The organism is Bartonella sp. HY328 (assembly GCF_025449335.1).
Classification (GTDB): domain Bacteria; phylum Pseudomonadota; class Alphaproteobacteria; order Rhizobiales; family Rhizobiaceae; genus HY038.
Map to the genome: position 1 here is coordinate 2,813,897 of NZ_CP104883.1, position 23,124 is coordinate 2,837,020.

A 23,124-nucleotide genomic window follows, 5' to 3' on the forward strand; every position below is an offset into this window, starting at 1 on the left:
TTAAAAAACTAATAAAATTTACTTCGCCATGTCGATTATTTCTTTGGCGGTCTTGCCATTTAGCTTTTCTTTCAAAGCTTCAAGAGTTTTTTCTTGATCGCCAGCATTTGCCATAGCAAGATTTATGCTAATTGCAACAACAGCATTTTTCAATTTTGTAGCATCTTCTGGAGAAAGTTTCTTTGACATTTCATCAAGTGACTGTTCCATTTTTTCATTTGTACTCATATCTGCTTTTGGCTCACCGCTACCGCAAGCAGCAAGAGAAACAGTTAAAAGCAACATACATAATAGTTTTTTCATTTTTTACCCTAACAATTTAATGGACCTATATTACCATCAATACATAAAAAACATTTTTAAATTTAAAGCAAGTTTATTGAACAATAATAACAAATTTTATCACTATTTTTTAATTGGATCACAGCCAGCATCACTTTTAAAAGCATAATACTATAATAGATCTAAAATTACTTATAATATTATTAATTACTAATATTAAATAGGAAACCAAACGACCTCATTTTTAAGACAAACAAGTTTGAATGAAATTAAGTAATGCTTCCTGTAGTTTAATCTAAAAAATCATCATGTGCGGCATATTTTATCGCTATCACTAAATAAATTTAGATAATTGCTTTTTGCAAAAGCAATTATGGAATCATCAAGTTATTAAAATACAGAAAATAAACACATGCTTATAAAAAAATCCGTTAGCCTTTTTAAGGTAACGGATTTAATTAAATCAAGAACTACAGAAATTCTTATTACTACTCACAATATAAAAAACATACGAATAGCTAAACATTAAAGTATTTAAATATTTGATAGCTGATTTAGCGGCGTGTCCAAAAAAATGCTCCAGCCAAAAAGCCTATAGCGGCAACAACGACCAAAGTTGTTTTTGGATTTTCTTTCACCTTGTCGCGCATTACTAGGGCTTGATCTGCAACTTCATGAGCTGCTCTACGGCCATGTTGGCGCAAACGCTCGCCAAATTCATGGGCATTATCAAGAAGATGCATGTCTTTGCTTTTTTGGGTAAGCACATTTAGCTCTTCGCGCAAACTGGAAATGTGTTTTTTTAATTTTTCAACTTCGGATTGTTCACGTTCAAAGATACTCATTGCAATCTCCTAAATAAATAATGGTATCTTAACAATGTGGGGTGGAACAAGGCAGTTGGCAAGGGCGAGTAAGTCGTCCTTTAATAACAAATTGTTTACAAACTGGTCGACTCATATAAAGTTACCCAAAGGACATATTTTTCGTAATTTTCTCTCAAAATGAGACATAATTTTAACTGTTTTGCAAAAAACGCCACCAAACTTCACATATTTTTGTTTTTTTTAACATGAAAATGGTGCAAACTCATTGATTGAAACTACGTATCTGTTATGAACAGCCCCCAATATATGCACGCAAACAGTAAATTAAATTTACTTTAACGCTTAAATGATGCGCCTTTAATAAGCGCTGAAAATAGATTTCATCATTTAAGCAATTAGGAAAATGATATTATGGATTATGATCTCTTCTTTCAGGTTTTAATAAACGGCCTTGCCCTCGGTGCCATTTATGGCTTGATTGCTATTGGTTATACCATGGTTTACGGCATTTTAGGCATGATCAATTTTTCCCATGGCGATGTCTTTATGGTAAGTGCCTTTATCGCGCTTATCGCTTTTATGCTTTTTGCATTATTGCCAACCGCAGTTCCCATCTTGCTGGCGCTTATTCTTATTATGATTATCGGGGTTATCTTTACCTCGGCTTGGAGTTGGACGATTGAGCGGGTTGCTTACCGGCCGTTGCGCGGCTCATTTCGCCTTGCGCCACTTATTACTGCAATTGGTATGTCGATTGTTTTAAAGAATTTCGTACCAGTCTTTCAAGGTCAGCGTCCAAAATCACTCCAAGATGTCATTTCAGGCGGAATACTTATCCCCGGTACTAACGTAACTTTGCAGTTTAAACAAATAATGGTATTTGCTACCACCATCATTTTATTGGCTGTTTTTACTTATATCGTCACCAAAACATCGATTGGTCGCGCACAGCGCGCTTGTGCACAAGATGCAAAAATGGCCTCGCTTTTAGGTATTAATGTTGACCGTACCATTTCTATGACCTTTATTATGGGCGGAGCATTGGCGGCAGTAGCTGGCGCTATCTTCTTATCCTATTATAATTATGTTTCCGCTGCTGATGGCTTTATTCCCGGCATTAAAGCCTTTACAGCTGCTGTTCTAGGCGGCATTGGCTCGCTCAATGGTGCGGTTTTAGGCGGCATTCTTATTGCCCTTGTTGAAGTATTTTGGGCCGCCTATGTCAATCCTGCCTATAAGGATGTTGCAGCTTTTAGCGTGCTTATTATTGTTTTAATTTTCATGCCAACTGGTTTACTTGGCCGCGCAGATGTGGAGAAAGTATAGCATGTCCACAACAACGCTTTCCAATAGTAATCAAGGTCTTGTCACATCAAATGATACTCCAAGCCGTTTACCAACTGCTATCAAACAAGGCTTTGTTACAGGTGCAATAACTCTTGCTCTTTTCTTGTTTATTATTGGCTTTAGGGCAGATTATAATCTTTCCAACGAAATGATATTAACACCACAATTGGGCTATTTGTTCAATTATGTTTTAATTGCCGCATTTGGTCGCTTTGCCTTTGTTCTTTTTGGCGGCGGTTTACGTGGCTTTACTGCCGCCATTATTCCAACCGTTGCTCTTTTTGTTGGCTATCGCTCATGGCTTTGGTATATGGAAGCCAGCGAAAAAGGCACCTATGTCTTAAGCGATCAAGCAAGCCATTTACTCACCACTGCCATAGTAACACTTATTATTGTTGCGCTATTAACCCTCTTTGACTATTTTTCAAAATCTCGCAATTTGGCAGTAAGTATTGGTAATGCAATTCCCAAAAGCTTTATTCGTGCCCTACCGATTGTCTTCTTTGCTTTTTTAATTGTCTATCCCGTCATTGTTATTTTGGGCGTTGATAACCTTAAAATGTCACAAAAGTGGCTTGATAATTATGGTTATTATATTTTGATCTATATCATTCTCGCATGGGGCCTTAACATTGTTGTCGGTTTTGCTGGCCTCCTTGATCTCGGCTATGTCGCGTTTTACGCAGTAGGTGCCTATACGGTAGCCCTTCTTGGCAATCATTTTGGTTTTTCTTTTTGGCTTTGTCTACCACTTGCTGGTATTTTGGCGGCTTTATGGGGCATGATGCTTGGTTTTCCAGTCTTGCGGCTAAAAGGCGATTACCTTGCCATCGTCACCCTTGCTTTTGGTGAAATTATCCGCATTGTCCTACAAAATTGGGAGACCGTCACCGGCGGCGCACAAGGCCTTAACGTATCGGCTCAAATAACATTTTTCGGTATATCCTTTAAAAGTGGCAAAGGCAATTTTGCTGATATATTCGGCCTTGCCCATAGCCCAGCTTACTTAAAAATTTTCCTATATTATATTGTGCTTGCAGTTGTTATTGCTATGGCAGTTTTTATAACGCGCTTGCGCAAAATGCCAATAGGACGCGCATGGGAAGCGTTGCGCGAGGATGAAATCGCGTGCCGCTCACTAGGTATCAATCTTGTCACCACAAAATTATCCGCCTTTGCATCCGGTGCGTTTTTTGGTGGACTTGCTGGTGTATTTTTTGCGCAACGCCAAGGCTCTGTAGATTACACAAGTTTCACCTTTGATGAATCAGCTATGATTTTGGCAGTTGTCGTTCTTGGTGGCATGGGGTCACTACGCGGTATCGCCATTGCTGCTATCATCATGATTGGCGGCGCGGAAGCTTTACGCGAAATCCCCTCCTTGCAAATGATTTTTGGCCCCGGTTTTGAGCCTGTTCATTATCGCATGTTGTGGTTTGGCCTTGCCATGGTCTTTATTATGATTTGGCGGCCGCGCGGCTTTGTTAGCGGACGCGAACCAAGTGCCTATTTAAAAGAAAAGAAAAATATTTCTGGCAACTTTACCAGCGAGGGAAATGGTTGATGAAAAATCTAGCAAAATCCCCACAGCAGGCACTGCACAAACAAGATGACATCATCCTTGATGTCAAGCATTTACGCATGGTTTTTGGCGGTATTGTAGCTATTAACGATTTGAGCTTTAGTGCAAAACGCGGCCAAATCACTGCGGTGATTGGACCAAATGGCGCGGGTAAAACCACGGTTTTTAACTGTATTACGGGTTTTTATCGTCCAACTGGCGGCATGGTATCAATGAGCCGCAAAAACGGAAAAACTTTGAAGCTAGAACGCCTTGCAGATTTTGAAATTACCAAAAAGGCAAAAGTTGCCCGAACATTTCAAAATATCCGGCTTTTTTCCGGCCTGACCGTTCTTGAAAACTTGCTTGTTGCCCAACATAATAGTTTGATGCGTGCATCTGGCTTTACAATTGCAGGACTATTAGGCTTTAAATCCTATAAAAAAGCTGCCCAAGAAGCTATTGATAAAGCCGCCATTTGGCTTGAAAAAATCGATCTTCTTGACCGTGCTGATGATCCAGCAGGAGACTTGCCCTATGGCGACCAAAGGCGATTAGAAATTGCTCGCGCCATGTGCACCGAACCTGAGCTTTTATGCCTTGATGAACCCGCAGCTGGCTTAAACCCACGTGAGTCGCTTGAGCTTAATAAGCTGCTGCTTTCCATCAAAGCCGACTATAATACCAGTATTTTGCTTATTGAACATGACATGTCAGTGGTTATGGAAATTTCTGACCATGTTATTGTGCTGGAATATGGCTCAAAAATCTCTGATGGCCTACCAATAGATGTGCAAAATGATCCAAAAGTCATTGCTGCGTATCTTGGTGTTGATGATGAAGAAATTGACGATCTTTTGGTTGATGGTGAAAATGACGACACAGATGCGCTTGTCCACAAATTGATTGAAGAAAGTGATGAGACCACGAAAGATGCAGCAAGATGAGCGATAATCCAGTAACAAGTGATAAAAAAGTGCTGCTCAAAGTTAATAATATCCAAACTTTTTACGGCTCTATCCAAGCCTTAAAAAATGTCGATATTGAAGTACGACAAGGTGAAATTGTTACCCTTATTGGTGCCAATGGTGCTGGTAAATCCACCTTGATGATGACTATTTTTGGTGCGCCACAAGCGCGTAGCGGTAGTATTATTTTTGATGGCCAAGATATTACCAAATTACCATCCCATGAAATAGCCCGCCTACGTATTGCTCAATCACCAGAGGGGCGACGAATTTTTCCACGCATGAGCGTGTTGGAAAACCTACAAATGGGTGCAAGCCTTGATAATATGGCTTATTTTGATGAAGACGTTGAAAAAATGTTTTTACTTTTTCCACGTCTTAAAGAGCGTTTGCACCAACGCGGCGGCACACTTTCAGGTGGCGAGCAGCAAATGCTGGCAATTGCCCGTGCACTGATGGCAAGGCCGCGCTTGCTTCTGCTTGACGAACCTTCGCTTGGTCTTGCCCCGCTCATTGCTAAACAAATTTTTGCGGCAATTAAAGATTTAAACAAAACGACAGGGCTTACAGTATTTTTGGTTGAGCAAAATGCCTTTAGTGCGCTGCGCCTTGCTGATCGAGCTTATGTTATGGTCAATGGTGCCATTACCATGAGCGGCAGCGGACGCGAATTATTGGAAAATCCACAAGTTCGGGCAGCCTATTTAGAAGGCGGCCGTCATTAAGTTTTTCAGTTTTACAATTAAAATAAATATATAATAAGCATTTGCATAAAGGAGAAAACAAATGAGAGGCATTTTATTCGAGCAATCCTCGATAGTTTATTTTCTCATCATCACAGTTATATTGGGTGGCGGTGCGGCTTGGATGACGGGTCGTGCCTGCGCCCAAACTTGGCGTAATTTTAAAATAGCACTTGGCTATATGGTGTTATTGGCAGTTGCCATTCGTTTCTTGCATTATGTTATTCCTTATTATCAAGCAGATACCGGCAATATGGCGTATCATGCAACATTTTTATCGCTGCATTATTATTTGGTTGATCTTGCCGTTTTGCTTATTTTCTGCGCACTTGGCTATCGTAATACACGGGTAAACCAAATGGTGCGTCAATATGGTTGGCTTTATAAAAAGACATCGCCCCTTACTTATAGCGCAAAGCCTGAAATCAATAATTAAACAGTTTTATGAGCAATGGGCTGAGTCTTAATTGATGGGGATTTTTAGCATTAATTAGCGTAAAAGTGTTTTTTTGCCTTACATTAGAAAAAAACTATCGATAATTAAGGTAAATTGTAAAATCTTATTGCAAAATAGCAGATTTTTCGTTTTTTCTTTCTTGGATTTTTGCTATAGCCGCACAATTATGCAGATAAATCCGGCAATGATGTCCGGCCATTACAAAGGAGCATTTCCATGGCATTCTTTACTGCACTTAAACGCCGTACACTTTTAGCAATCATGTTATCTTTTGGTATGGTTGGTACAACCATGTCCGGACTTCATGCTGAGGATAAAACAACCATTAAGCTTGGAGTGATGGATGGCCAAGAAGCTGATGTTTGGAAAGCAGCCGCAGAAGTTGCCAAAAAAGATGGGCTCAATATCGAACTCGTTTTATTTAACGAATATGCTATACCAAATGAAGCGCTTAATGCAGGTGACCTTGATGCGAATGCGTTTCAGCATACACCTTACCTTGAATCACAAATTGCGCAACGTGGTTATAAGCTAAGCATAGCTGGTGACACTGCATTATTCCCAATGGGCGTCTATTCTCGCAAGATTAAGAGCCTTGATGAATTAAAAGAAGGCGATAGTGTTGGCATTCCTGATGATCCATCAAATGAAGGCCGTGCATTGTTGGTTCTTGCCCAATATGGCATCATCACACTTAAAGACCCTAAAAATATTTTGGCAACACCAATTGACATCAAAGACAATCCAAAAAAATTGAAATTCGTTGAAATGAATGCCGGCATGCTTGGGCGCGTAATATCAGATGTCGACATTGCCGTCGTTAATACCAATTGGGCACTTGTCACTGGTCTTGATAGCGAAAAGGATGGTATTGCAAAAGAAAAGCCAGAAAATAATCCCTACACCAATATTATTGTTGTACGTACCGAAGACAAAGATAAGCCTTGGGTTAAAAAGCTTGTTTCTGCCTATCATAGTGAACCAGCCAGAGCAGAGCTTAAACGTATCTTTGGCAATAATTACGCAACGACGTGGTAATGACATTAAAAACAAACCCAGTTTTAGAACTGAAGCACATCCGTCGCCATTTTGCACAAACGGCGGCGGTTGATGATATTTCATTAACCGTTAATAAGGGCGAAATCCTTGGTATAATTGGCCGCAGCGGCGCGGGGAAATCTACCCTTATCCGTTGTTTTAACGGCCTTGAAACCATTGATGAAGGACAGATTTATTTTGAAGGCCAGGATATTTCAAAACTCAAGGACGATCAATGGCGTAAAATACGCCACAAAATTGGTATGATTTTCCAGCATTTCAATCTCTTATCTTCTAAAACAGTCATTGAAAATATTGCACTTCCCCTTAAACTTGTAGGTGTTGAGCGACAAAAAAGGCTTGAGCGCGCGCTTGAATTATTAGATCTTGTTGGACTTGCAGATAAAGCTGATATGTATCCAGTGCAATTATCAGGCGGCCAAAAGCAGCGAGTTGGCATTGCCAGAGCTCTTGCTGGCAATCCAAGCATTTTACTATCAGATGAAGCAACCTCGGCGCTTGACCCTGAAACAACCCAATCAATCCTTGAGCTTTTGCGAGAAATTAATCGCAAAATGCAACTCACCATTATTCTCATTACCCATGAGATGGAAGTTGTCCGCTCGATTGCTGATCGCTTAATCGTTCTTGACCAAGGAAAAATTGTTGAACAAGGCTTGGTTAAAGAGATTTTTGCCCGCCCACAAAATGCCACCACGAAATCGCTTTTACAGGTTATCACACCGCAATTGCCCAGTATGATCGCCGATAAAATGCATGAGTCTTATGGAAAAGATGCAATTATTGAATTGCATATTTCGGGTGAAGAAGCGCGTAAGCCATTTTTTTATAATCTTGCCGATGAAACCGGCATGGTCACTCGTATTTTACAAGGCGGTATTGATACAATACAAGATGAGCCTATCGGCTTATTTTTTATTGCAGCAGATGCAACAGATAAGAAACAACTTGAGCACGCCATTAAATGGTTAAAACAACGGGCAAACCACTGCGAGGTCTTGGGTTATGTTTGATGCCGCTAGTCTTAATGCCATTCAAGAAAAAGTGCCTCAGGCTATTATAGATACATTTGTTATGACCGGTGTTTCCGGACTTTTTGTACTTTTTTTAGGATTTCCGCTTGGCTTACTTCTTTATGTTACCGAAAAAGGTGGCCTTTTTGAAAACGCTTGGCTTAATCGGCCGATCAGTGCCATTGTTGACGCCGTAAGAGCAATTCCATGGATTATCTTAATTATTACCCTTCAAATACCGATGAGAGCTCTTTGGGGGCGTGGAATTGGCAATGAAGCCGTTATTTTTGTTTTGATTGTCTCGGCCGTTCCTTTTTATGCACGAATGTCGGAATTGTCATTTCGCAATGTCGATAAAAATTTGATTGATGCTGTACGATCAATGGGTGCCAGTCGTTGGCAGCTTATTCGCGAAGTTATTATTCCAGAAGCTTTTTCAAGTATCATCCTTGGCTTTACTGTAACAATTATTTCAATTATCGGTGCCAGTGCTATGGCTGGCTTCATTGGTGGCGGCGGCCTTGGTCAAATTGCAATTAGCTACGGTTTTAATCGCGGCATGACTGATGTGATGATTATTGTCGTTGCAATCCTTATTGCACTTAATGTTGCAGTTCAATGGTTTGGTAACTATCTTTCACACTCGTTTGACCATACCAAACGCTAAAAACCCAATAAAAGTGTGGAGGGATTTCACACTTTTATTAAAACTTGATTAGCGTAAGAAACGAATAATCCACTTAATAGCATTCTATAGGTGATCTATTCAGTAAATTGATCATCTCTTACCAAAACAAACCAATCAACATCATCCAGCTTGAAGCGGCCAGCCTCGGTAAAGCCAATTTTTTCGTGCGCCTTGAGCGATATGATATTATCACTATTAATAAAAGCAATGGCTTTACCGCTATTTAACGAGCAAATTTTATCGCATAATTTAGCAAGTAAGCCCTGCCCGCGAAAATCCTCACCAATACAGACGGGGCCATAAAACCAGTCATCACGGGTTAAGTTAGGATAAAGTTCGACAATCTTCTTGGCAACTGGAGGCAGGCCATCAGAATCAACCGAAAAGCTAAAAACAACTCCGGCAATCTGTTCGCCAACTTGCGCAATCACTGTTGTGAGGCTTGTTCTAAACATGCCTTCAACTTTTTTTAGCGGATATTCGCCAAAAAGACCACCATGATTAGATTGAGAATTCTTTTGCAATAACGGCGCTACATGCTGACAATCAGCAAGGATCATTTTACGTGTCGTAACATTCATTATTCTACCCCCATTCATTCTCGTTATGTTAAGAAAAATATATGAGTCGTACAAAACACAATTACATTACTAGATTTATCAATACCAATATTGCCTGCATATTACTGGTAAAGCGACATCCCCAGTTCATCGACCGCCATCAAAATTTTATAAGTTTTCTCATAAATTACCCTATCACACAATAATTAACGATCCAAAGCTCTATAAGTTCAACAGTCAATTTGGCAACAGTAACTGGCGTTATAATAAATAGATCACTCAAAAATGCCGCTTTTGTGTTATAAATAGCAATTATAGACCGTTGTCATTAAGATAGTCTCAAGTTTTTTTTGTTAAAAGCTGACGAAAATTGTTGGTCAAAAAACCAGCTTTTGGCTAAGCATGAGATCATAAAATTCACCGGTTTGATGGTGCTATTGATAATCGAGAATGGAGTTATAAATATAGAATAGAAGATTCAAGCCGATGAATCGCTATTTGAATTATTCTAAATTAATAGTTTCTTATTAAAGAGATTATAGGGATTATATAAGAATATATAAATTTATATGTAAGAGGACCGCGTGAACGATCGCCAGAATAACAGCAACAGTATTTTCGCAGTAGATGCTAAAAAAGACAGTGTTTTTTTGGCGGCGATGAAGCATTCTGGCCGAGTGAAATTTATCAAAATTTTATTGCCGATCATTGCTGTGGTCATTGCTGGAATTTTTGCATGGTTTACATTTTTTTCTGCCCCTTCAACAGCAGATATTGTTGCGCTTAATACTGAGGGCAATGACAAACTTGTCATGACTAGCCCAAAAATAGAGGGTTATTCAAAAAGCCAAAAGCCTTATTCATTTAATGCTAGTCGCGCAGTGCAAGATCCGCTAAGGCCGGGTCTGATTGAGCTTGAAGACATTACCGCTAAAATGCCACTTGGTGAAAGAGCTATGGCCGACGTTAATGCCATAAGCGGAATTTATGACAATATTAACGGACGTATGGTGCTTGAAAAACCATTTAGCGTTACCACCAGCGATGGGGTTAAGGCAAGTTTTCAATCTGCTGATATTAATATTGAAACAAGCCGTTTAACGACAAAAGAACCAGTAGAAATTATTCGAGACAGAGAACATTTGACGGCTGATAGTTTAAGTATTAAAGAAAATGGACAGGTCTTTGTCTTCAAAGGAAAAGTACAACTTATTATTGCGCCGCAAGATGCAGGTAACAAAGCACAATAATGAAAAATATGGGTAGTTCGAGCCCAGTGAAGGAGCGCCAAACAATGCTAAATATTTGCACTCGTCATCACATGGGCCGCTTGGCTTTAATTGTGGGATGCTTATTTACACTTGCGCCTGCTGCGATAGCGCAGCAGGCCAATTTTGGTCTCAATCTTTCTGGCGGTAAAGAGCCTATAAAGATTGATGCTGACAACCTTGAAATGCGCGATAAGGAAGGCGTTGCCGTATTTTCTGGCAATGTTACGGTTATCCAAGGTGACCGTTTGCTTAAAGCTGGTAAAATGATTGTCTATTATGCAAAGCCCGATGGTACAAAACCACAAGCAGCCGCAAGCGGTGGCCTTGGCTCAAGCGGCATTGAAAAAATGGAAGTTTCAAACAATGTCTATATAAAGCAAGGAACCCAGATTGCGACCGGTGAGCAAGGGGCGTTTAATGGCAAAACCAATGTTATGATTTTAACGGGTAGCAATGTTGTTTTAACCGATGGTGACAGTGTTGCGACTGGTTGTAAACTCACCGCCCATATGGATAGTGGCAAAGCTTTTCTTGAAAGTTGCTCAAACCCTCAAAAAAAGGGCCGCGTTTCTGTTATCATGAACAAATCAGAATAAAGATAGAGTAATGCAACAAATTGTTGAAGAAACAATCGAAATTGAGCGCGATAACCAACCAAATGGCCAAGCCGACGAAAATGCCGTTAATCGCTACAAAGGTACTCTTATTGCTCGGAATTTGAGCAAGGCCTATCGCGGACGCGACGTGGTCAGCGATGTTTCTTTTGGGGTGCGTGCTGGTGAAGCTGTTGGCATTTTAGGACCCAATGGTGCTGGTAAAACGACCTGTTTTTATATGGTAACCGGTCTTGTTCCAGCTGATGGTGGTTCAATAGAGATTGATGGCTTTGATGTCACCACCATGCCCATGTATCGTCGCGCTCGCCTAGGTATTGGATATTTGCCACAAGAAGCCTCCATTTTTCGCGGTTTAAGTGTTGAAAACAACATTAAAGCCGTTTTGGAAGTTGTCGAAAAAGACAAAAAAAAGCGGGCGCTGCAATTAGACGAATTACTTGAAGAATTTAAAATTTCGCATTTGCGTAAATCCCAAGCAATTTCTCTATCTGGTGGTGAAAGACGACGTCTTGAGATTGCGCGCGCTTTGGCCTCAAAGCCAAATTTTATGTTACTTGATGAACCGTTTGCTGGTATTGATCCGATTGCTATTGCTGATATCCAACAATTGGTTCGACACTTAACTCGTCGTGGAATTGGCGTTTTGATCACAGACCACAATGTGAGAGAAACATTGGGGCTAGTCGATCGCGCTTATATTATCCATTCAGGTCAGGTATTAACTCATGGCTCACCTGATGAAATTGTTGCCAATGCTGATGTGCGCCGCCTTTATCTTGGCAATACATTTTCTTTATAAAAGCAACGCAAAATTTTGTTCAACCAAAATGGTTTAAGCAACTGGCGCCATCTATGCCAGTTGTTTGATTTTCATAAAAATTAAATTGTTGTAAGTGCGGTATCCAAAAGAATAATGCATAAAATGTCTATTTTTCAATAAAAACCATGAAAAATTCCTAATTTTTAATAAAAAAGTTGACGGATAAAGACCTTGGCTTCATAAGTCACTTTAAAACTTATTCTGGTTTTGCATACCAGAATGACAAATAAATTTATGTAATTGGATCGTCTAAAACTAATTCACCATTATTACAGCCTAAATTGCTGTAAAGCTGTTACTTTTTATAGATTTTTGTTCAGGTACTTCACAGTGCTTGCAAATTGTTTTAAAAGAAGTAGGTAGAGCTATAATTGCCAAATTGCTGATTCACGTTAACGTGATAATTGTTGAGTTAATATTTGGTCATGATAGTACTGGATTTTAAATTAGACAGTTGCAATGGCATTTTACCAAAGCATTTTATGCTAATATATAAAATAAATTTTATAATTCGCTGAAACGGAGATCAATTGTGATAAAATCGGAACTCGTGCAAATCATTGCCAGCCGTAACCCGCATCTTTTCCAGCGCGATGTTGAAAACATTGTCAGTACAGTTTTTAACGAAATTTCCGATGCATTGGCTGAAGGAAACCGCGTTGAACTAAGAGGTTTTGGTGCTTTTTCCGTTAAGAACCGCCCGTCTCGCGTCGGCCGCAATCCACGCACTGGCGATGCCGTAGAAGTTGAAGAGAAATGGGTACCATTTTTTAAAACTGGTAAAGAATTACGTGACCGTTTGAATAGCGAAGACGAATGACTTTAAAACGTATCATAGCAGCAATCATCTTAATTCCATTGGCCATTATTGTTGTGGCCTTTATGGTTGCTAATCGCGCTGCGGCCACATTGGCACTTAATCCATTTGATAGCACCACGTGGCATTTTACTTTGCCGTTTTTTATCTGGCTATTTTTGTTTTTAATTATAGGTATGGTTATTGGTGGGGTTGCAGTGTGGTTTGAGCAACATAAATACCGCAAAGCCTTGCATGATTGCCAAAGTGAATTAGCAGCAGAAAAAGCAAAAAATCGCAACCATGATCTTGATATTGCTGCCAAATCATAAAATATGGCTATAAATAAACAGCATGATAAATTTTTTGCTATTATTAGCATTTAAAATCACTGTTTTTAATATCGTCATAATCTTGCTCTTATCCAAGATAAACTATTATGCGGGCCTATGCCCGCATCATTCATTTTAAACAAGTTTTTTAACCATCTAATTACAGGCAATATTCTGGTGAAATCTAAAAAAGCCCGTCCATCAATGGCAAAGCAAAAAGTGGCAAAAGATAAGCCAAAAGACAAATCTTGGGACAAGCAACGCTCTTCGCAGGCCAATTCATCTGCGAAAGCAAGGTCTTTTCAAGATGGCCAACAAAAGCCGCGCGATAGACGCGATCAAGCCAGTTTTAGCGCAGATAATAAAAACCAATCACATAGCGCCAAGTTGAGACGCACAGAAAATCCAGTAGAGAGTAGCGATAATGGAGCTACTTCTGCGCTGCCTTTTGATAAGGCAACAATATTTAATGCCTTATCGAGCATAGAGATCGCCAAGGTGGAAGGCGAGCGTCCATTGGGAAGTGCACCGCTTATTCTTGAAACCCTTGCCGACAATGATTATGCATTGCTAGATAGTGGCAATGGTTTAAAGCTTGAGCGTTATGGTCCTTATAAGATTATCCGTCCCGAAGGCCAAGCCCTTTGGCAGCCAAGCCTTGATATCAAAGAATGGGAACAAGCTGACGCTATTTTTACTGGCAATACCGATGAAGAAGGTTTGGGGCGGTGGAATTTTCCCAAAACCCCACTTGGTGAAACATGGCCAATGGCTTGGAATGGCATGCCATTTTTAGGCCGCTTCACGTCATTTCGCCATGTTGGTGTTTTTCCTGAACAAGATGCTCATTGGCGCTTTATGGAACAGCAGATTATTGATGCTAAACGTCCAGTAAAAGTGCTTAATCTTTTTGGCTATACGGGTGTCGCCTCATTAATTGCGGCACGCGCCGGTGCCGAGGTCACCCATGTTGATGCGTCGAAAAAAGCCATTGGTTGGGCACGCGAAAATCAAGAAATTGCCGGTCTTAATGACAAGCCAATCCGTTGGATTTGTGAAGATGCGATGAAATTCGTCGAGCGTGAAGCAAGGCGCGGCAAGACCTATGATATTATATTGCTCGATCCACCAGCCTATGGACGTGGCCCGCATGGCGAGGTTTGGCAATTATTCGACCATTTACCGCAAATGGTTGCTGGTTGTCGCGATATTTTATCGGATAAGCCTTTGGCTGTCGTACTTACTGCCTATTCCATCCGCGCTTCGTTTTATGCGATTCATGAATTAATGCGTGACCGCTTTCGCGGCCTAAAAGGCGAAGTTCAATCAGGCGAGCTTATTTTACGCGAAGAACAAGCAAAACGCGCCCTATCAACCTCATTATTTAGCCGTTGGATTGCATGATGAATAATTCAAGACCAAGAACCGGACAAGTAAAAGAAATCACCAGCCTTGCAAATCCAATTATCAAGGATTTAAAAGCACTTTCTTTGAAAAAATTCCGCGACCGCGAAGGTATTTTCATAGCGGAAGGCTTGAAACTGGTTATTGATGCACTTGAACAAGGCTGGCAAATCCGCACATTGGTATTTGCAAAATCGGGCCTTGGTAATGCAGCAATAGAAAAAGTGGCGGCACGTACCGTTGCAAGCGGCGGTCTTGTTATTGAAGCAAATGACAAGGTTATAACATCAATTACGCGACGCGAAAATCCGCAAACGGTTATTGGTGTTTTTGAACAAAAATGGCAGCCATTAGATCAGTTGAAAGCTGGTCGTGATGATCTTTATATCGCTCTTGACCGTGTCCGCGATCCTGGCAATCTTGGTACTATTATTCGTACTGCCGATGCGGTGGGCGCACGCGGTATTGTCTTAATTGGTGATACAACCGATGCTTATTCTTTGGAAACCGTACGTGCAACTATGGGATCAATTTTCTCCGTACCGCTTTATCGCGCCAAAGAAGCAGAATTTCTTAATTGGCGCAAAAGCTTTAATGGCGACATTATCGGCACCCATTTAAAAGGCTCGGTGGATTATCGCACTATTTCCTATAAAAAGGGGCCAATCATGTTAATGATGGGCAATGAACAACAGGGATTGCCCGACAGCCTCGCCCAAAGCTGCGATAAGCTTGCACGTATCCCACAAGCAGGGAGAGCAGATTCGTTAAATCTTGCGGTGGCAACAGCGGTGATGCTTTATGAAATGCGCCGTAATGTTTTGGTATTGGATGAGCGTGTAGCATGAAAAAATCAGCATTATGGGGTGGGATAATTTTTGTCGCCATTTTAGTCGCGCTTGATCAAGTGATAAAACATCTTGTCATCACCCATATGGAGCTTTATCAAGCTATTGATGTTTTGCCGTTTTTAAAGCTTTTTTACACGCAAAATACCGGTATTGCATTTTCAATGCTGGCATCTTTCCATGATTGGGGGCTTATTGCCTTAACGATCGTGGTTATTATTTTCGTTATGATGCTATGGCTCAAGGGCGATAAGAATAAACAGCTTGCCAATATTGGTTATTTAATGGTCCTCGGCGGTGCCTTTGGCAATCTAATCGACCGTGTGCGTTTTCATTATGTGGTAGATTATATTCTTGTTTATGCCTATGGCTGGTCTTTTGCAGTTTTTAACGCTGCAGATGCTTTTATCACCATTGGTGCTGTGCTGATTATTATCAATGAATTATTTGGTTCAAAACTGGCTAAAAAGGCTTAATTTTTTAAAGTAAAGTTTATACAGCTTGTTATTTTGCCCCTAATTGCTATTTTGAAAAGGATTGGCTTTTAGGGGGGTATTTATGCGTAGAATTTCAACTGCGATAATTCTTTCAATTTCCTTTTTTACTTTTAGTTCTATTGCACCCTTTGCAAAAAGCCGTGAATGCAGTGACAAAGAGCGCTTAGCGTTTTATGACGATGTCATGCTGAGCCGTTGGCTTTTAAAAGGGCAGATTATTGCTGAAAATAGTGAATCTACAAATACGGACATCTATCTGGAAGAAAATGAAAAACAGCGCCTAAAATTTAGCTATGCTGGGTGTGCATCACATTATTGCATAAATGTAACAGGCGTGAAGGGTGACAAAACATCTATCATTGTCTTTGTAAACTATTTTATCCCTCTAGGTATTATTGACGAAAAATCAAAGGAATATACTTATGAGGGCAGCAGCACTATTTTTATCACAGACAATGATTTTTGTACCTTTCAAAATACTATTGATGAGGAAAATGGCCAATCAGTTCATTTGATGAACTTGAATAAAATAGTTCAAATGGCAAGAGAAGGTGTTGAAGACGATTATAAAAAATACAAAAGCGGCGATTATAAAAAATTTGAAGATTTTACTGAGTGAAGTTTACGAAGAAAAAGTCAATCATAAATAAAACTGCCATCATAATCGCGGCGCCAATTTTTTGAAAGTGCGAGATAAAAACTTATGCCCCAAAGCCAAAAAAATATAATGAAAGTTAATAATAAATAATGAAAAGAAAGTTTTTCATCAATCACCACTAACATTGCTTCAAACGCCGCAACATTACTCCCTGAAACATCAAGACCATTATTGCTCATAAAATCGACTAATCCTGTTAGTTCGAATTGCATCTGATACGTATCCAACGGTGATGATGCTGAATAACTTTGCTGATAAACACTTAAAAATTGATCAAAAGACAATGGTTTGCCAATTTTATCAGCAATTGGCTGCGCCACCAGTTGATTGTCAATTTTATGATAAGTGGGTAAAAATAAGAAAATATAAAAGCCAATATAAAGAACAATGCATGGCAAACTTACAACAAGCATTATGTCGCGGATGAACTCTCTTGTTATGCGTGGTTTAAGTTTTAAACACCGCGCTTCCAAATAAATCAGCAAGGCAAAGCATGCCATTAAAGCGCAAAAGATTAAAATAAAGAGGCGAGACCACGGCTGATCGGGAAAGGGATTTAAAACATACGGCAGTAATAGGCCAAGTGTCAAAATTGCAAAGACTAACCAGCCGATAATCAATACAAACCGTTTATAAAAAGGCACAGGCAATTGGTTGGTGCGTTTAAAGCCGATGAATAGCCAGAACACTAATATCAGTATTAGATAAGCCAATATTTCCGCCTCCGACCTAGCTGTCCTTTCAAAGATCATACGAAGAAACACTGTTTGTCCACATTATTTGTGGCAAATAAGTGGCAAAACAATAGGTAAAATTTGATTTCAATCAATAAGTTGCTATGCGACTTTTGATCAAATTGCTTTTTTCTTGAATTTGATTGATAAAAATGTCAATTGAGGAAAATTTTGCATTTCAGTTGGATGAGGAGATTTATATGGCAATTGAAATTGAACATCTAGTTTCAACAAAAGGACGCCAAAAATTTTATAAACATCAGTATGTTCAAGTCTTGGTCGCTATAGCAGCTGGCATCGCTCTTGGCCTTATTTGGCCAAAAGTTGGTTTGAAACTCGAACCACTTGGCACAACATTTATCGCTTTGATTAAAATGATTATTGCACCGGTTATATTTTTGACTATCGTGGTTGGCATAGCTGGTATGAGTAATATTTCCAGCGTTGGTCGCGTCGCCGGCAAGGCATTTATCTATTTTTTTACATTTTCAACCCTTGCTTTAATCATTGGCTTGATTGTTGCCAATGTTTTTCAACCAGGCCATGGTTTTCCAACTGTTGTTGATGCTGCAGATAAAATAAAGGCGTTAGAAGCAGCCGCAAAAGTTAAAGATATTTCATTTGTAAAATTTTTAACGGACATGGTTCCCACAACTCTTGTATCCGCCTTTACCCAAGGTAATCTTTTGCAAGTATTATTGGTGGCTATTCTTTTCGGCATTTCTTTGACTGCAATTGGTGAAAAAGGCAAACCGATTTTACACTTTTGCCAAAATCTCATTCCACCAGTATTCAAACTTGTTTCAATTATTATGTATGCGGCACCGATAGGTGCTTTTGGCGCGATTGGATTTGCAGCAGCAAAATATGGTGTTGAAGCAGTCATCCGCTTAGGCGGATTGGTACTCCTATTTTATGGTACATCTTTGATATTCATCATCGTTATTCTAGGTGCTGTTTGCAAATATAATGGTTTTTCAATTTTTAAATTAATCCGATATATTAAAGATGAGCTTCTGCTCATTCTTGGTACGTCTTCATCAGAATCTGCACTTCCATCTTTAATGGATAAGATGGAAAAGGCCGGCGCTAAAAAATCGGTGGTTGGACTAGTTGTTCCTACAGGCTATTCATTTAACCTTGACGGCACCAATATCTATATGACGCTGTCTGCGTTATTCATCATCCAAGCTTACGGTGTACCTGTTGATATTTGGCATCAACTAGCCCTTTTGGGGGTTGCTATGGTGTCATCAAAAGGTGCGGCTGGTGTATCTGGCGCAGGATTTGTAACCCTTGCAGCAACCCTTGCAATGTTTCCCGAGATACCGCTTGAAGGCTTGGGTTTGATATTAGGCGTTGACCGCTTCATGTCAGAATGCCGTGCACTTACCAATTTCACTGGCAATGCCGTTGCTTGTGTTGTTGTTGCCAAATGGGAAAACGCTTTGGATGAAGAACAGCTTCACGCAACTCTTGATGGCAAAACGGTCCCTGATGCAGTTGCATCATAAGCAATTTAATTTTTAAATGAAAATAACTAACAAAAACCGGCAGCCTTAAACCAAGGCTGCCGTTTTTTTAGGTAAAATCAAATATCAACTGCCACGATAACGAATATGGTCGATAAAAAGATTAAAAGCCTGCATATGCTGACGCTTACTAGGATAATAAAGATAATAGCCCTCAAATGGCTCACACCAATCATCTAATACCCGAATAAGCCGCTTTTGCTGAATAAATTCTAATACCAGATCTTCTGGAATATAAACAAGGCCTACACCATCAAGCGCAGCATTTACCCGCAATTGCAATTGACTTAAAGTGAGTTGCCCATCAATATGAACATTTAAAGCACGGCCATTTTTTTCAAATTCCCATTGGAAAAAACCACCCGTAGTTGCTGAGCGCATATTAATGCAATTATGGTGGACAAGCTCGCGTGGGGTAGCGGGCTTGCCATAGGTTTCAAAATATTGCTTTGTTGCAACAATCGCCATGCGTTGTTTTGGGCCAATTTTAACCGCAACCATATCTTGATCAATCGCTTCACCAAAACGCACACCAGCATCAAAGCGATCTCGAACGATATCAATAAAGCTATTGTCGACAACCAACTCCATTTTAACATCAGAATATTTCTTTAAAAATGCTGTTATAGCCGGCTGCAAGATTGTCATTGCTGGATGCTCACCAGCTGAAATTCGAATTGTACCACTTGGCTTATCACGCATTTGCTTTAAATTATTAAGCTCTTGTTCAATATCATCAAAGCGCGGCACTAAAGTTGCCAATAATTTTTGTCCTGCTTCACTTGGCGATACGCTGCGCGTGGTGCGCATAAGCAGCCTAATGCCTAATCGCTCTTCAAGATTGCGGATTGTTTGGCTAAGCGCAGATTGCGATACACCTAACTTTGCAGCGGCCTTAGTGAAGCTATTTTCATTCGCAACAGCAATAAAGGCCACAAGGTCATTTAAGTTTTCCATATTAATAAGTCTGCCTTATAGGCCCTATCCGATTATACCATATTATAAATAAACATATCATTTATTATATCTTAGTCCATAGCGCAGTTTAAAATAAAACTGCATCAGATTGATTGGAGAAAATCATGCAAAAACGCTATTTAGGAAAAAATCGCTTAGAAGTTTCCACCCTTGGCCTTGGTTGCATGGGGTTAAGCTTTGGCTATGGCCCAGCAATTGATAGAACTGAAGCGGTCCAACTCATCCGCGCAGCTTATGACAAAGGCGTCCGCTTTTTTGACACTGCTGAAATTTATGGCCCATTTTTAAATGAAGATGTTGTTGGTGAAGCTTTACAACCCTTTCGTGAAGATGTGGTAATTGCCACAAAATTTGGCTTTGACACTGAAAATGCTAATGCTTTGCAAAATATGGATAGCCGGCCAGAACATATAAAACGCGTGATTGAACAATCATTAAAGCGTTTAAGAACCGATTATATTGATCTTTATTACCAACATCGCGTTGACCCTAATGTGCCAATTGAAGATGTTGCTGGCGCAGTAAAAGACTTGATTAAAGAAGGCAAGGTACGCCACTTTGGTCTTTCCGAAGCGGGATGTGAAACAATACGGCGCGCCCACAAGGTGCAAGAAGTAACCGCATTACAAAGCGAATATTCGATGTGGTGGCGTGAACCTGAAAATGAGATTATTCCACTATTGGAAGAGCTAGAAATTGGCTTTGTACCTTTTAGCCCATTAGGTAAAGGCTTTTTAACCGGCAAGCTCAATTCACCAAATGATCTTAAAGAAAATGATTTCCGCCTATCGGTACCGCGTTTTGCCAAGGAAGCTATGGCAGCCAATCAAGGATTACTCAATGCTATTCAAAAAATTGCACAAGATCATAATGCAACACCCGCGCAAATTGCGCTTGCATGGTTACTAGCCCAAAAGCCTTGGATTGTGCCTATCCCCGGTACAACCAAAATATCGCGGCTTGAAGAAAATATAAAGGCGGTTAATGTTGTACTATCCCCTGAGGCCTTAAGCGATATTAAAACCGCCCTTGATGCGATTGAGGTTGTTGGCGCTCGCTATCCTGCTCATCTACAAGCACGTGTTGGTAAATAAGATTTTTGACGGTTTAATAAACAAAAAAGCCTTTGGGGTTCCCCAAAGGCTCTATCAACAAATAAATCTCATCAATATTCAACCATATCAATGTAATATTTTAATAAAATTATAAATTTTTTCAGCGTGGATTTTTGCTTTGCCTTCAATATCCATTTTGGTATTGCCGGTTAATGTTGCAATATCATATAAAGGAAATGTCCCAACATAATCCATTTGACAATATTGTGCCAATTTTTCAAAAATAGAAGATAATGATTGCGTTGCCGTCTTAACATCATTTTCCCTTTGGCCAATTGTTATACTATCTAAAAGTTTTTTGCCTTTTAATTTATTCCCCTCAGATCCATAAGCGAACTGATAGGTTAGTACTTGATCTATCCATGATTTTAAAATTGCTGGCAGGTTAAACCAATACATGGGATGTTGAAAAATCACTATATCATGCCTAATAAGTGCAGCTTGTTCTTCAATAATATTTATCCGATGGTCAGCATATAATTTTCCAATATCTCTGATTTCCATCTCTAAACCCATTGCGGCCAATGTTTGGATGACTGTATGATTGGCAATTGATATATTTGATGACGGATGCCCTAATATAACTAACACCATATATTTTACCTCTTAAAAATGTTAAACTATAATTTTGATAGTTTAACAATTAAACATCATAGAGCAATAACTATCAAAAATGATAGTAAGGATAATTTATGAAAATTATTAAGAGTGAATGTTCTGTTGTTTTCAATAATAAGAAATATCCATGTCCAATTAGCATGGGAATGGACGTAATTGGAGGCCGCTGGAAAGGTGTTATATTATATTATTTAATGGAAAAAGATAAAAGATATAGCGAACTTAAAAGAGATATGCCATCAATAACCGAAATGACACTGAGCCTACAATTAAAAAAGCTTGAAAAAGATGGCCTAATCACAAGACATGTTGAGGGGGTAAAACCTCCTTTAAATGTTACATATTCCCTCACATCACTTGGAAAATCGCTGGAGACTATTTTCCAATCAATTGCGGACTGGTCTAAAAAAATTGCAGAGAACAACACGCAATAAACGACTAATCTAATCTATATATATACTCCGCTAATTCAACATTTCGCGGAGTATATATAATGGGTTAAATTTTATTCACCCTTGGTGATTAATTTCAAAGGCACAGGGATATGAGTTTCAATGGTTTCACCTTTAATCAGCTTACTTGCTGCTTCTACACCTAATTTACCAATTTCATCTGGTTGTTGAGCAATTGTTGCAAAAAGCACGCCTTTTCTCACTGCGGCGATACCTTCATCAGTACCATCAAAACCAATAATTTTAATGTCGCGGCCAGATGCTTGCACAGCGCGTGCCGCACCTAGTGCCATTTCGTCATTTTGCGCAAAAATAGCATTAGCATTTTTATTGGCCTGCAAAAGATTTTCTGCAACATTAAGCCCTTGGGTCCGGTCAAAATTAGCTGGCTGTTTTGCCACAATTTTAAGGCCTAGTTCTGGAGCAGCATCATCAAAACCCTTTCCACGTTCACGCGCGGCCGATGTACCTGCAACGCCTTCAAGCTCAATCACTTCGCCCTTGCCATCAAGTTCTTTAGCAAGAGTTTCAGCTGCTAACTTACCGCCTGCAACATTGTCAGAAGCAATATGGGAGGCAACATCGCCACCATTTGCAGAGCGATCTAGCGTAATGACCGGAATTTTCGCCTTATTGGCAGCCTTAACAGAGCTTGCAACAGCATCGGAATCGGTTGGATTGATCAATAATACTTTGATATTGCGGCCAAGAATATCTTCACTATTCGCCAATTCACGGGCAGGATTATTCTGGCTATCAAGAACAACCAATTCAAGACCAAGCTCTTTAGCTTTGCTTTCTGCGCCTTCCTTCATGGTGACGAAGAATGGATTATTAAGTGTTGAAACAACAAGCCCAATACGATCTGCTGCATTTGCAGCTAAAACTGAACCGGATAAAAGCAAACTAGCTGCAAAAGCAGTGAATAAGCGACGAGATAATTTCAT

Annotated in this window: 26 protein-coding genes and 1 pseudogene; 20 read left to right on the forward strand and 7 right to left on the reverse strand. The window is 39.8% G+C overall.

The window, feature by feature from the left end:
* Positions 1-18: 18 nt before the first annotated feature.
* Together N5852_RS12010 and N5852_RS12015 are read right to left on the reverse strand one after the other, a co-directional pair.
* Entirely contained in the window at positions 19-303 is a 285-nt protein-coding gene (locus N5852_RS12010) for a DUF6694 family lipoprotein (protein WP_262098012.1), read from the reverse strand.
* A gap of 533 nt (positions 304-836) precedes the next feature.
* Entirely contained in the window at positions 837-1,127 is a 291-nt protein-coding gene (locus tag N5852_RS12015; protein ID WP_262098013.1) for a hypothetical protein, read from the reverse strand.
* Positions 1,128-1,520: 393 nt separating this feature from the next.
* Between N5852_RS12015 and N5852_RS12020 the strand changes: the two genes are divergently transcribed.
* From N5852_RS12020 to N5852_RS12055, 8 genes and pseudogenes are all read left to right on the forward strand, one after another.
* Positions 1,521-2,435, forward strand: a complete 915-nt coding sequence (locus N5852_RS12020; protein ID WP_262098014.1) for a branched-chain amino acid ABC transporter permease — start codon at positions 1,521-1,523, stop codon at positions 2,433-2,435.
* 1 nt (position 2,436) lies between these two features.
* Positions 2,437-4,020 (forward strand): high-affinity branched-chain amino acid ABC transporter permease LivM, encoded by a 1,584-nt coding sequence (gene livM / locus N5852_RS12025; RefSeq protein ID WP_262098015.1) that lies wholly within the window; start codon positions 2,437-2,439, stop codon positions 4,018-4,020.
* Positions 4,020-4,934: pseudogene (locus N5852_RS12030) on the forward strand (ABC transporter ATP-binding protein); the annotation flags it as partial. The gene livM and the pseudogene N5852_RS12030, both read left to right, overlap by 1 nt.
* A 26-nt stretch (positions 4,935-4,960) precedes the next feature.
* The gene (locus N5852_RS12035) at positions 4,961-5,710 is read left to right on the forward strand and encodes an ABC transporter ATP-binding protein (RefSeq protein WP_262098016.1); all 750 of its coding nucleotides are present in this window, start codon (positions 4,961-4,963) and stop codon (positions 5,708-5,710) included.
* A 61-nt stretch (positions 5,711-5,771) separates the two neighbouring features.
* Positions 5,772-6,164: a DUF6867 family protein gene (locus N5852_RS12040; protein WP_262098017.1), complete on the forward strand. Its 393-nt coding sequence runs from the start codon at positions 5,772-5,774 to the stop codon at positions 6,162-6,164.
* A gap of 237 nt (positions 6,165-6,401) precedes the next feature.
* A complete protein-coding gene (locus tag N5852_RS12045) occupies positions 6,402-7,223 on the forward strand; it encodes a MetQ/NlpA family ABC transporter substrate-binding protein (RefSeq protein ID WP_410004212.1) in 822 nt (273 codons plus the stop codon).
* Positions 7,223-8,257 carry a methionine ABC transporter ATP-binding protein gene (locus N5852_RS12050; RefSeq protein WP_262098018.1) on the forward strand — a complete coding sequence of 345 codons (1,035 nt, stop codon included), beginning with the start codon at positions 7,223-7,225 and terminating at the stop codon, positions 8,255-8,257. Before N5852_RS12045 ends, N5852_RS12050 begins: the two co-directional genes overlap by 1 nt.
* Positions 8,250-8,924 (forward strand): methionine ABC transporter permease, encoded by a 675-nt coding sequence (locus N5852_RS12055; RefSeq protein WP_262098019.1) that lies wholly within the window; start codon positions 8,250-8,252, stop codon positions 8,922-8,924. Before N5852_RS12050 ends, N5852_RS12055 begins: the two co-directional genes overlap by 8 nt.
* A gap of 95 nt (positions 8,925-9,019) precedes the next feature.
* Here N5852_RS12055 and N5852_RS12060 read toward each other — a convergent pair whose 3' ends face one another.
* The gene (locus N5852_RS12060) at positions 9,020-9,526 is read right to left on the reverse strand and encodes a GNAT family N-acetyltransferase (RefSeq protein WP_262098020.1); all 507 of its coding nucleotides are present in this window, start codon (positions 9,524-9,526) and stop codon (positions 9,020-9,022) included.
* Between the two features lie 563 nt (positions 9,527-10,089).
* On the opposite strand from N5852_RS12060, the gene lptC reads away from it, so the two are divergent.
* The 9 genes from lptC (at position 10,090) to N5852_RS12105 (ending at position 16,709) form a co-directional block, all read left to right on the forward strand.
* A complete protein-coding gene (gene lptC / locus N5852_RS12065; protein ID WP_262098021.1) occupies positions 10,090-10,755 on the forward strand; it encodes an LPS export ABC transporter periplasmic protein LptC in 666 nt (221 codons plus the stop codon).
* Positions 10,756-10,799: 44 nt separating this feature from the next.
* Positions 10,800-11,372, forward strand: a complete 573-nt coding sequence (locus tag N5852_RS12070; protein ID WP_262098022.1) for an LptA/OstA family protein — start codon at positions 10,800-10,802, stop codon at positions 11,370-11,372.
* Positions 11,373-11,382: 10 nt separating this feature from the next.
* Entirely contained in the window at positions 11,383-12,192 is an 810-nt protein-coding gene (gene lptB, locus N5852_RS12075) for an LPS export ABC transporter ATP-binding protein (RefSeq protein WP_262098023.1), read from the forward strand.
* Between the two features lie 535 nt (positions 12,193-12,727).
* The gene (locus N5852_RS12080) at positions 12,728-13,033 is read left to right on the forward strand and encodes an integration host factor subunit beta (RefSeq protein ID WP_315973249.1); all 306 of its coding nucleotides are present in this window, start codon (positions 12,728-12,730) and stop codon (positions 13,031-13,033) included.
* The gene (locus N5852_RS12085; protein ID WP_262098024.1) at positions 13,030-13,341 is read left to right on the forward strand and encodes a LapA family protein; all 312 of its coding nucleotides are present in this window, start codon (positions 13,030-13,032) and stop codon (positions 13,339-13,341) included. The genes N5852_RS12080 and N5852_RS12085 overlap by 4 nt, the downstream gene beginning before the upstream one ends.
* A gap of 204 nt (positions 13,342-13,545) precedes the next feature.
* Positions 13,546-14,745, forward strand: coding sequence for an RsmD family RNA methyltransferase (locus tag N5852_RS12090; protein WP_410004266.1), 1,200 nt, complete (start codon positions 13,546-13,548; stop codon positions 14,743-14,745).
* Entirely contained in the window at positions 14,742-15,593 is an 852-nt protein-coding gene (locus N5852_RS12095) for a TrmH family RNA methyltransferase (protein WP_262098025.1), read from the forward strand. The genes N5852_RS12090 and N5852_RS12095 overlap by 4 nt, the downstream gene beginning before the upstream one ends.
* Positions 15,590-16,069: a signal peptidase II gene (gene lspA / locus N5852_RS12100; protein ID WP_262098026.1), complete on the forward strand. Its 480-nt coding sequence runs from the start codon at positions 15,590-15,592 to the stop codon at positions 16,067-16,069. The genes N5852_RS12095 and lspA overlap by 4 nt, the downstream gene beginning before the upstream one ends.
* Positions 16,070-16,151: 82 nt before the next feature.
* The gene (locus N5852_RS12105; protein ID WP_262098027.1) at positions 16,152-16,709 is read left to right on the forward strand and encodes a hypothetical protein; all 558 of its coding nucleotides are present in this window, start codon (positions 16,152-16,154) and stop codon (positions 16,707-16,709) included.
* 17 nt (positions 16,710-16,726) lie between these two features.
* On the opposite strand, the gene N5852_RS12110 is transcribed toward N5852_RS12105, so the two are convergent.
* Positions 16,727-17,461 (reverse strand): hypothetical protein, encoded by a 735-nt coding sequence (locus tag N5852_RS12110; protein ID WP_262098028.1) that lies wholly within the window; start codon positions 17,459-17,461, stop codon positions 16,727-16,729.
* A gap of 221 nt (positions 17,462-17,682) precedes the next feature.
* Here N5852_RS12110 and dctA point away from each other — a divergent pair, with 221 nt between their 5' ends.
* Positions 17,683-18,996, forward strand: coding sequence for a C4-dicarboxylate transporter DctA (gene dctA / locus N5852_RS12115; RefSeq protein ID WP_262098029.1), 1,314 nt, complete (start codon positions 17,683-17,685; stop codon positions 18,994-18,996).
* An 84-nt stretch (positions 18,997-19,080) separates the two neighbouring features.
* Here the strand turns inward: dctA and N5852_RS12120 are convergent, their stop codons facing one another.
* Positions 19,081-19,977 (reverse strand): LysR family transcriptional regulator, encoded by an 897-nt coding sequence (locus N5852_RS12120; RefSeq protein ID WP_262099760.1) that lies wholly within the window; start codon positions 19,975-19,977, stop codon positions 19,081-19,083.
* Positions 19,978-20,096: 119 nt separating this feature from the next.
* On the opposite strand from N5852_RS12120, the gene N5852_RS12125 reads away from it, so the two are divergent.
* Positions 20,097-21,086: an aldo/keto reductase gene (locus tag N5852_RS12125; protein ID WP_262098030.1), complete on the forward strand. Its 990-nt coding sequence runs from the start codon at positions 20,097-20,099 to the stop codon at positions 21,084-21,086.
* Between the two features lie 87 nt (positions 21,087-21,173).
* Here N5852_RS12125 and N5852_RS12130 read toward each other — a convergent pair whose 3' ends face one another.
* The gene (locus N5852_RS12130; protein WP_262098031.1) at positions 21,174-21,701 is read right to left on the reverse strand and encodes an NAD(P)H-dependent oxidoreductase; all 528 of its coding nucleotides are present in this window, start codon (positions 21,699-21,701) and stop codon (positions 21,174-21,176) included.
* 98 nt (positions 21,702-21,799) lie between these two features.
* On the opposite strand from N5852_RS12130, the gene N5852_RS12135 reads away from it, so the two are divergent.
* Positions 21,800-22,159 carry a winged helix-turn-helix transcriptional regulator gene (locus tag N5852_RS12135; protein WP_262098032.1) on the forward strand — a complete coding sequence of 120 codons (360 nt, stop codon included), beginning with the start codon at positions 21,800-21,802 and terminating at the stop codon, positions 22,157-22,159.
* A gap of 71 nt (positions 22,160-22,230) precedes the next feature.
* Here N5852_RS12135 and rbsB read toward each other — a convergent pair whose 3' ends face one another.
* On the reverse strand, positions 22,231-23,124 hold the full coding sequence (rbsB, locus tag N5852_RS12140; protein WP_262098033.1) for a ribose ABC transporter substrate-binding protein RbsB: 894 nt from the start codon (positions 23,122-23,124) through the stop codon (positions 22,231-22,233).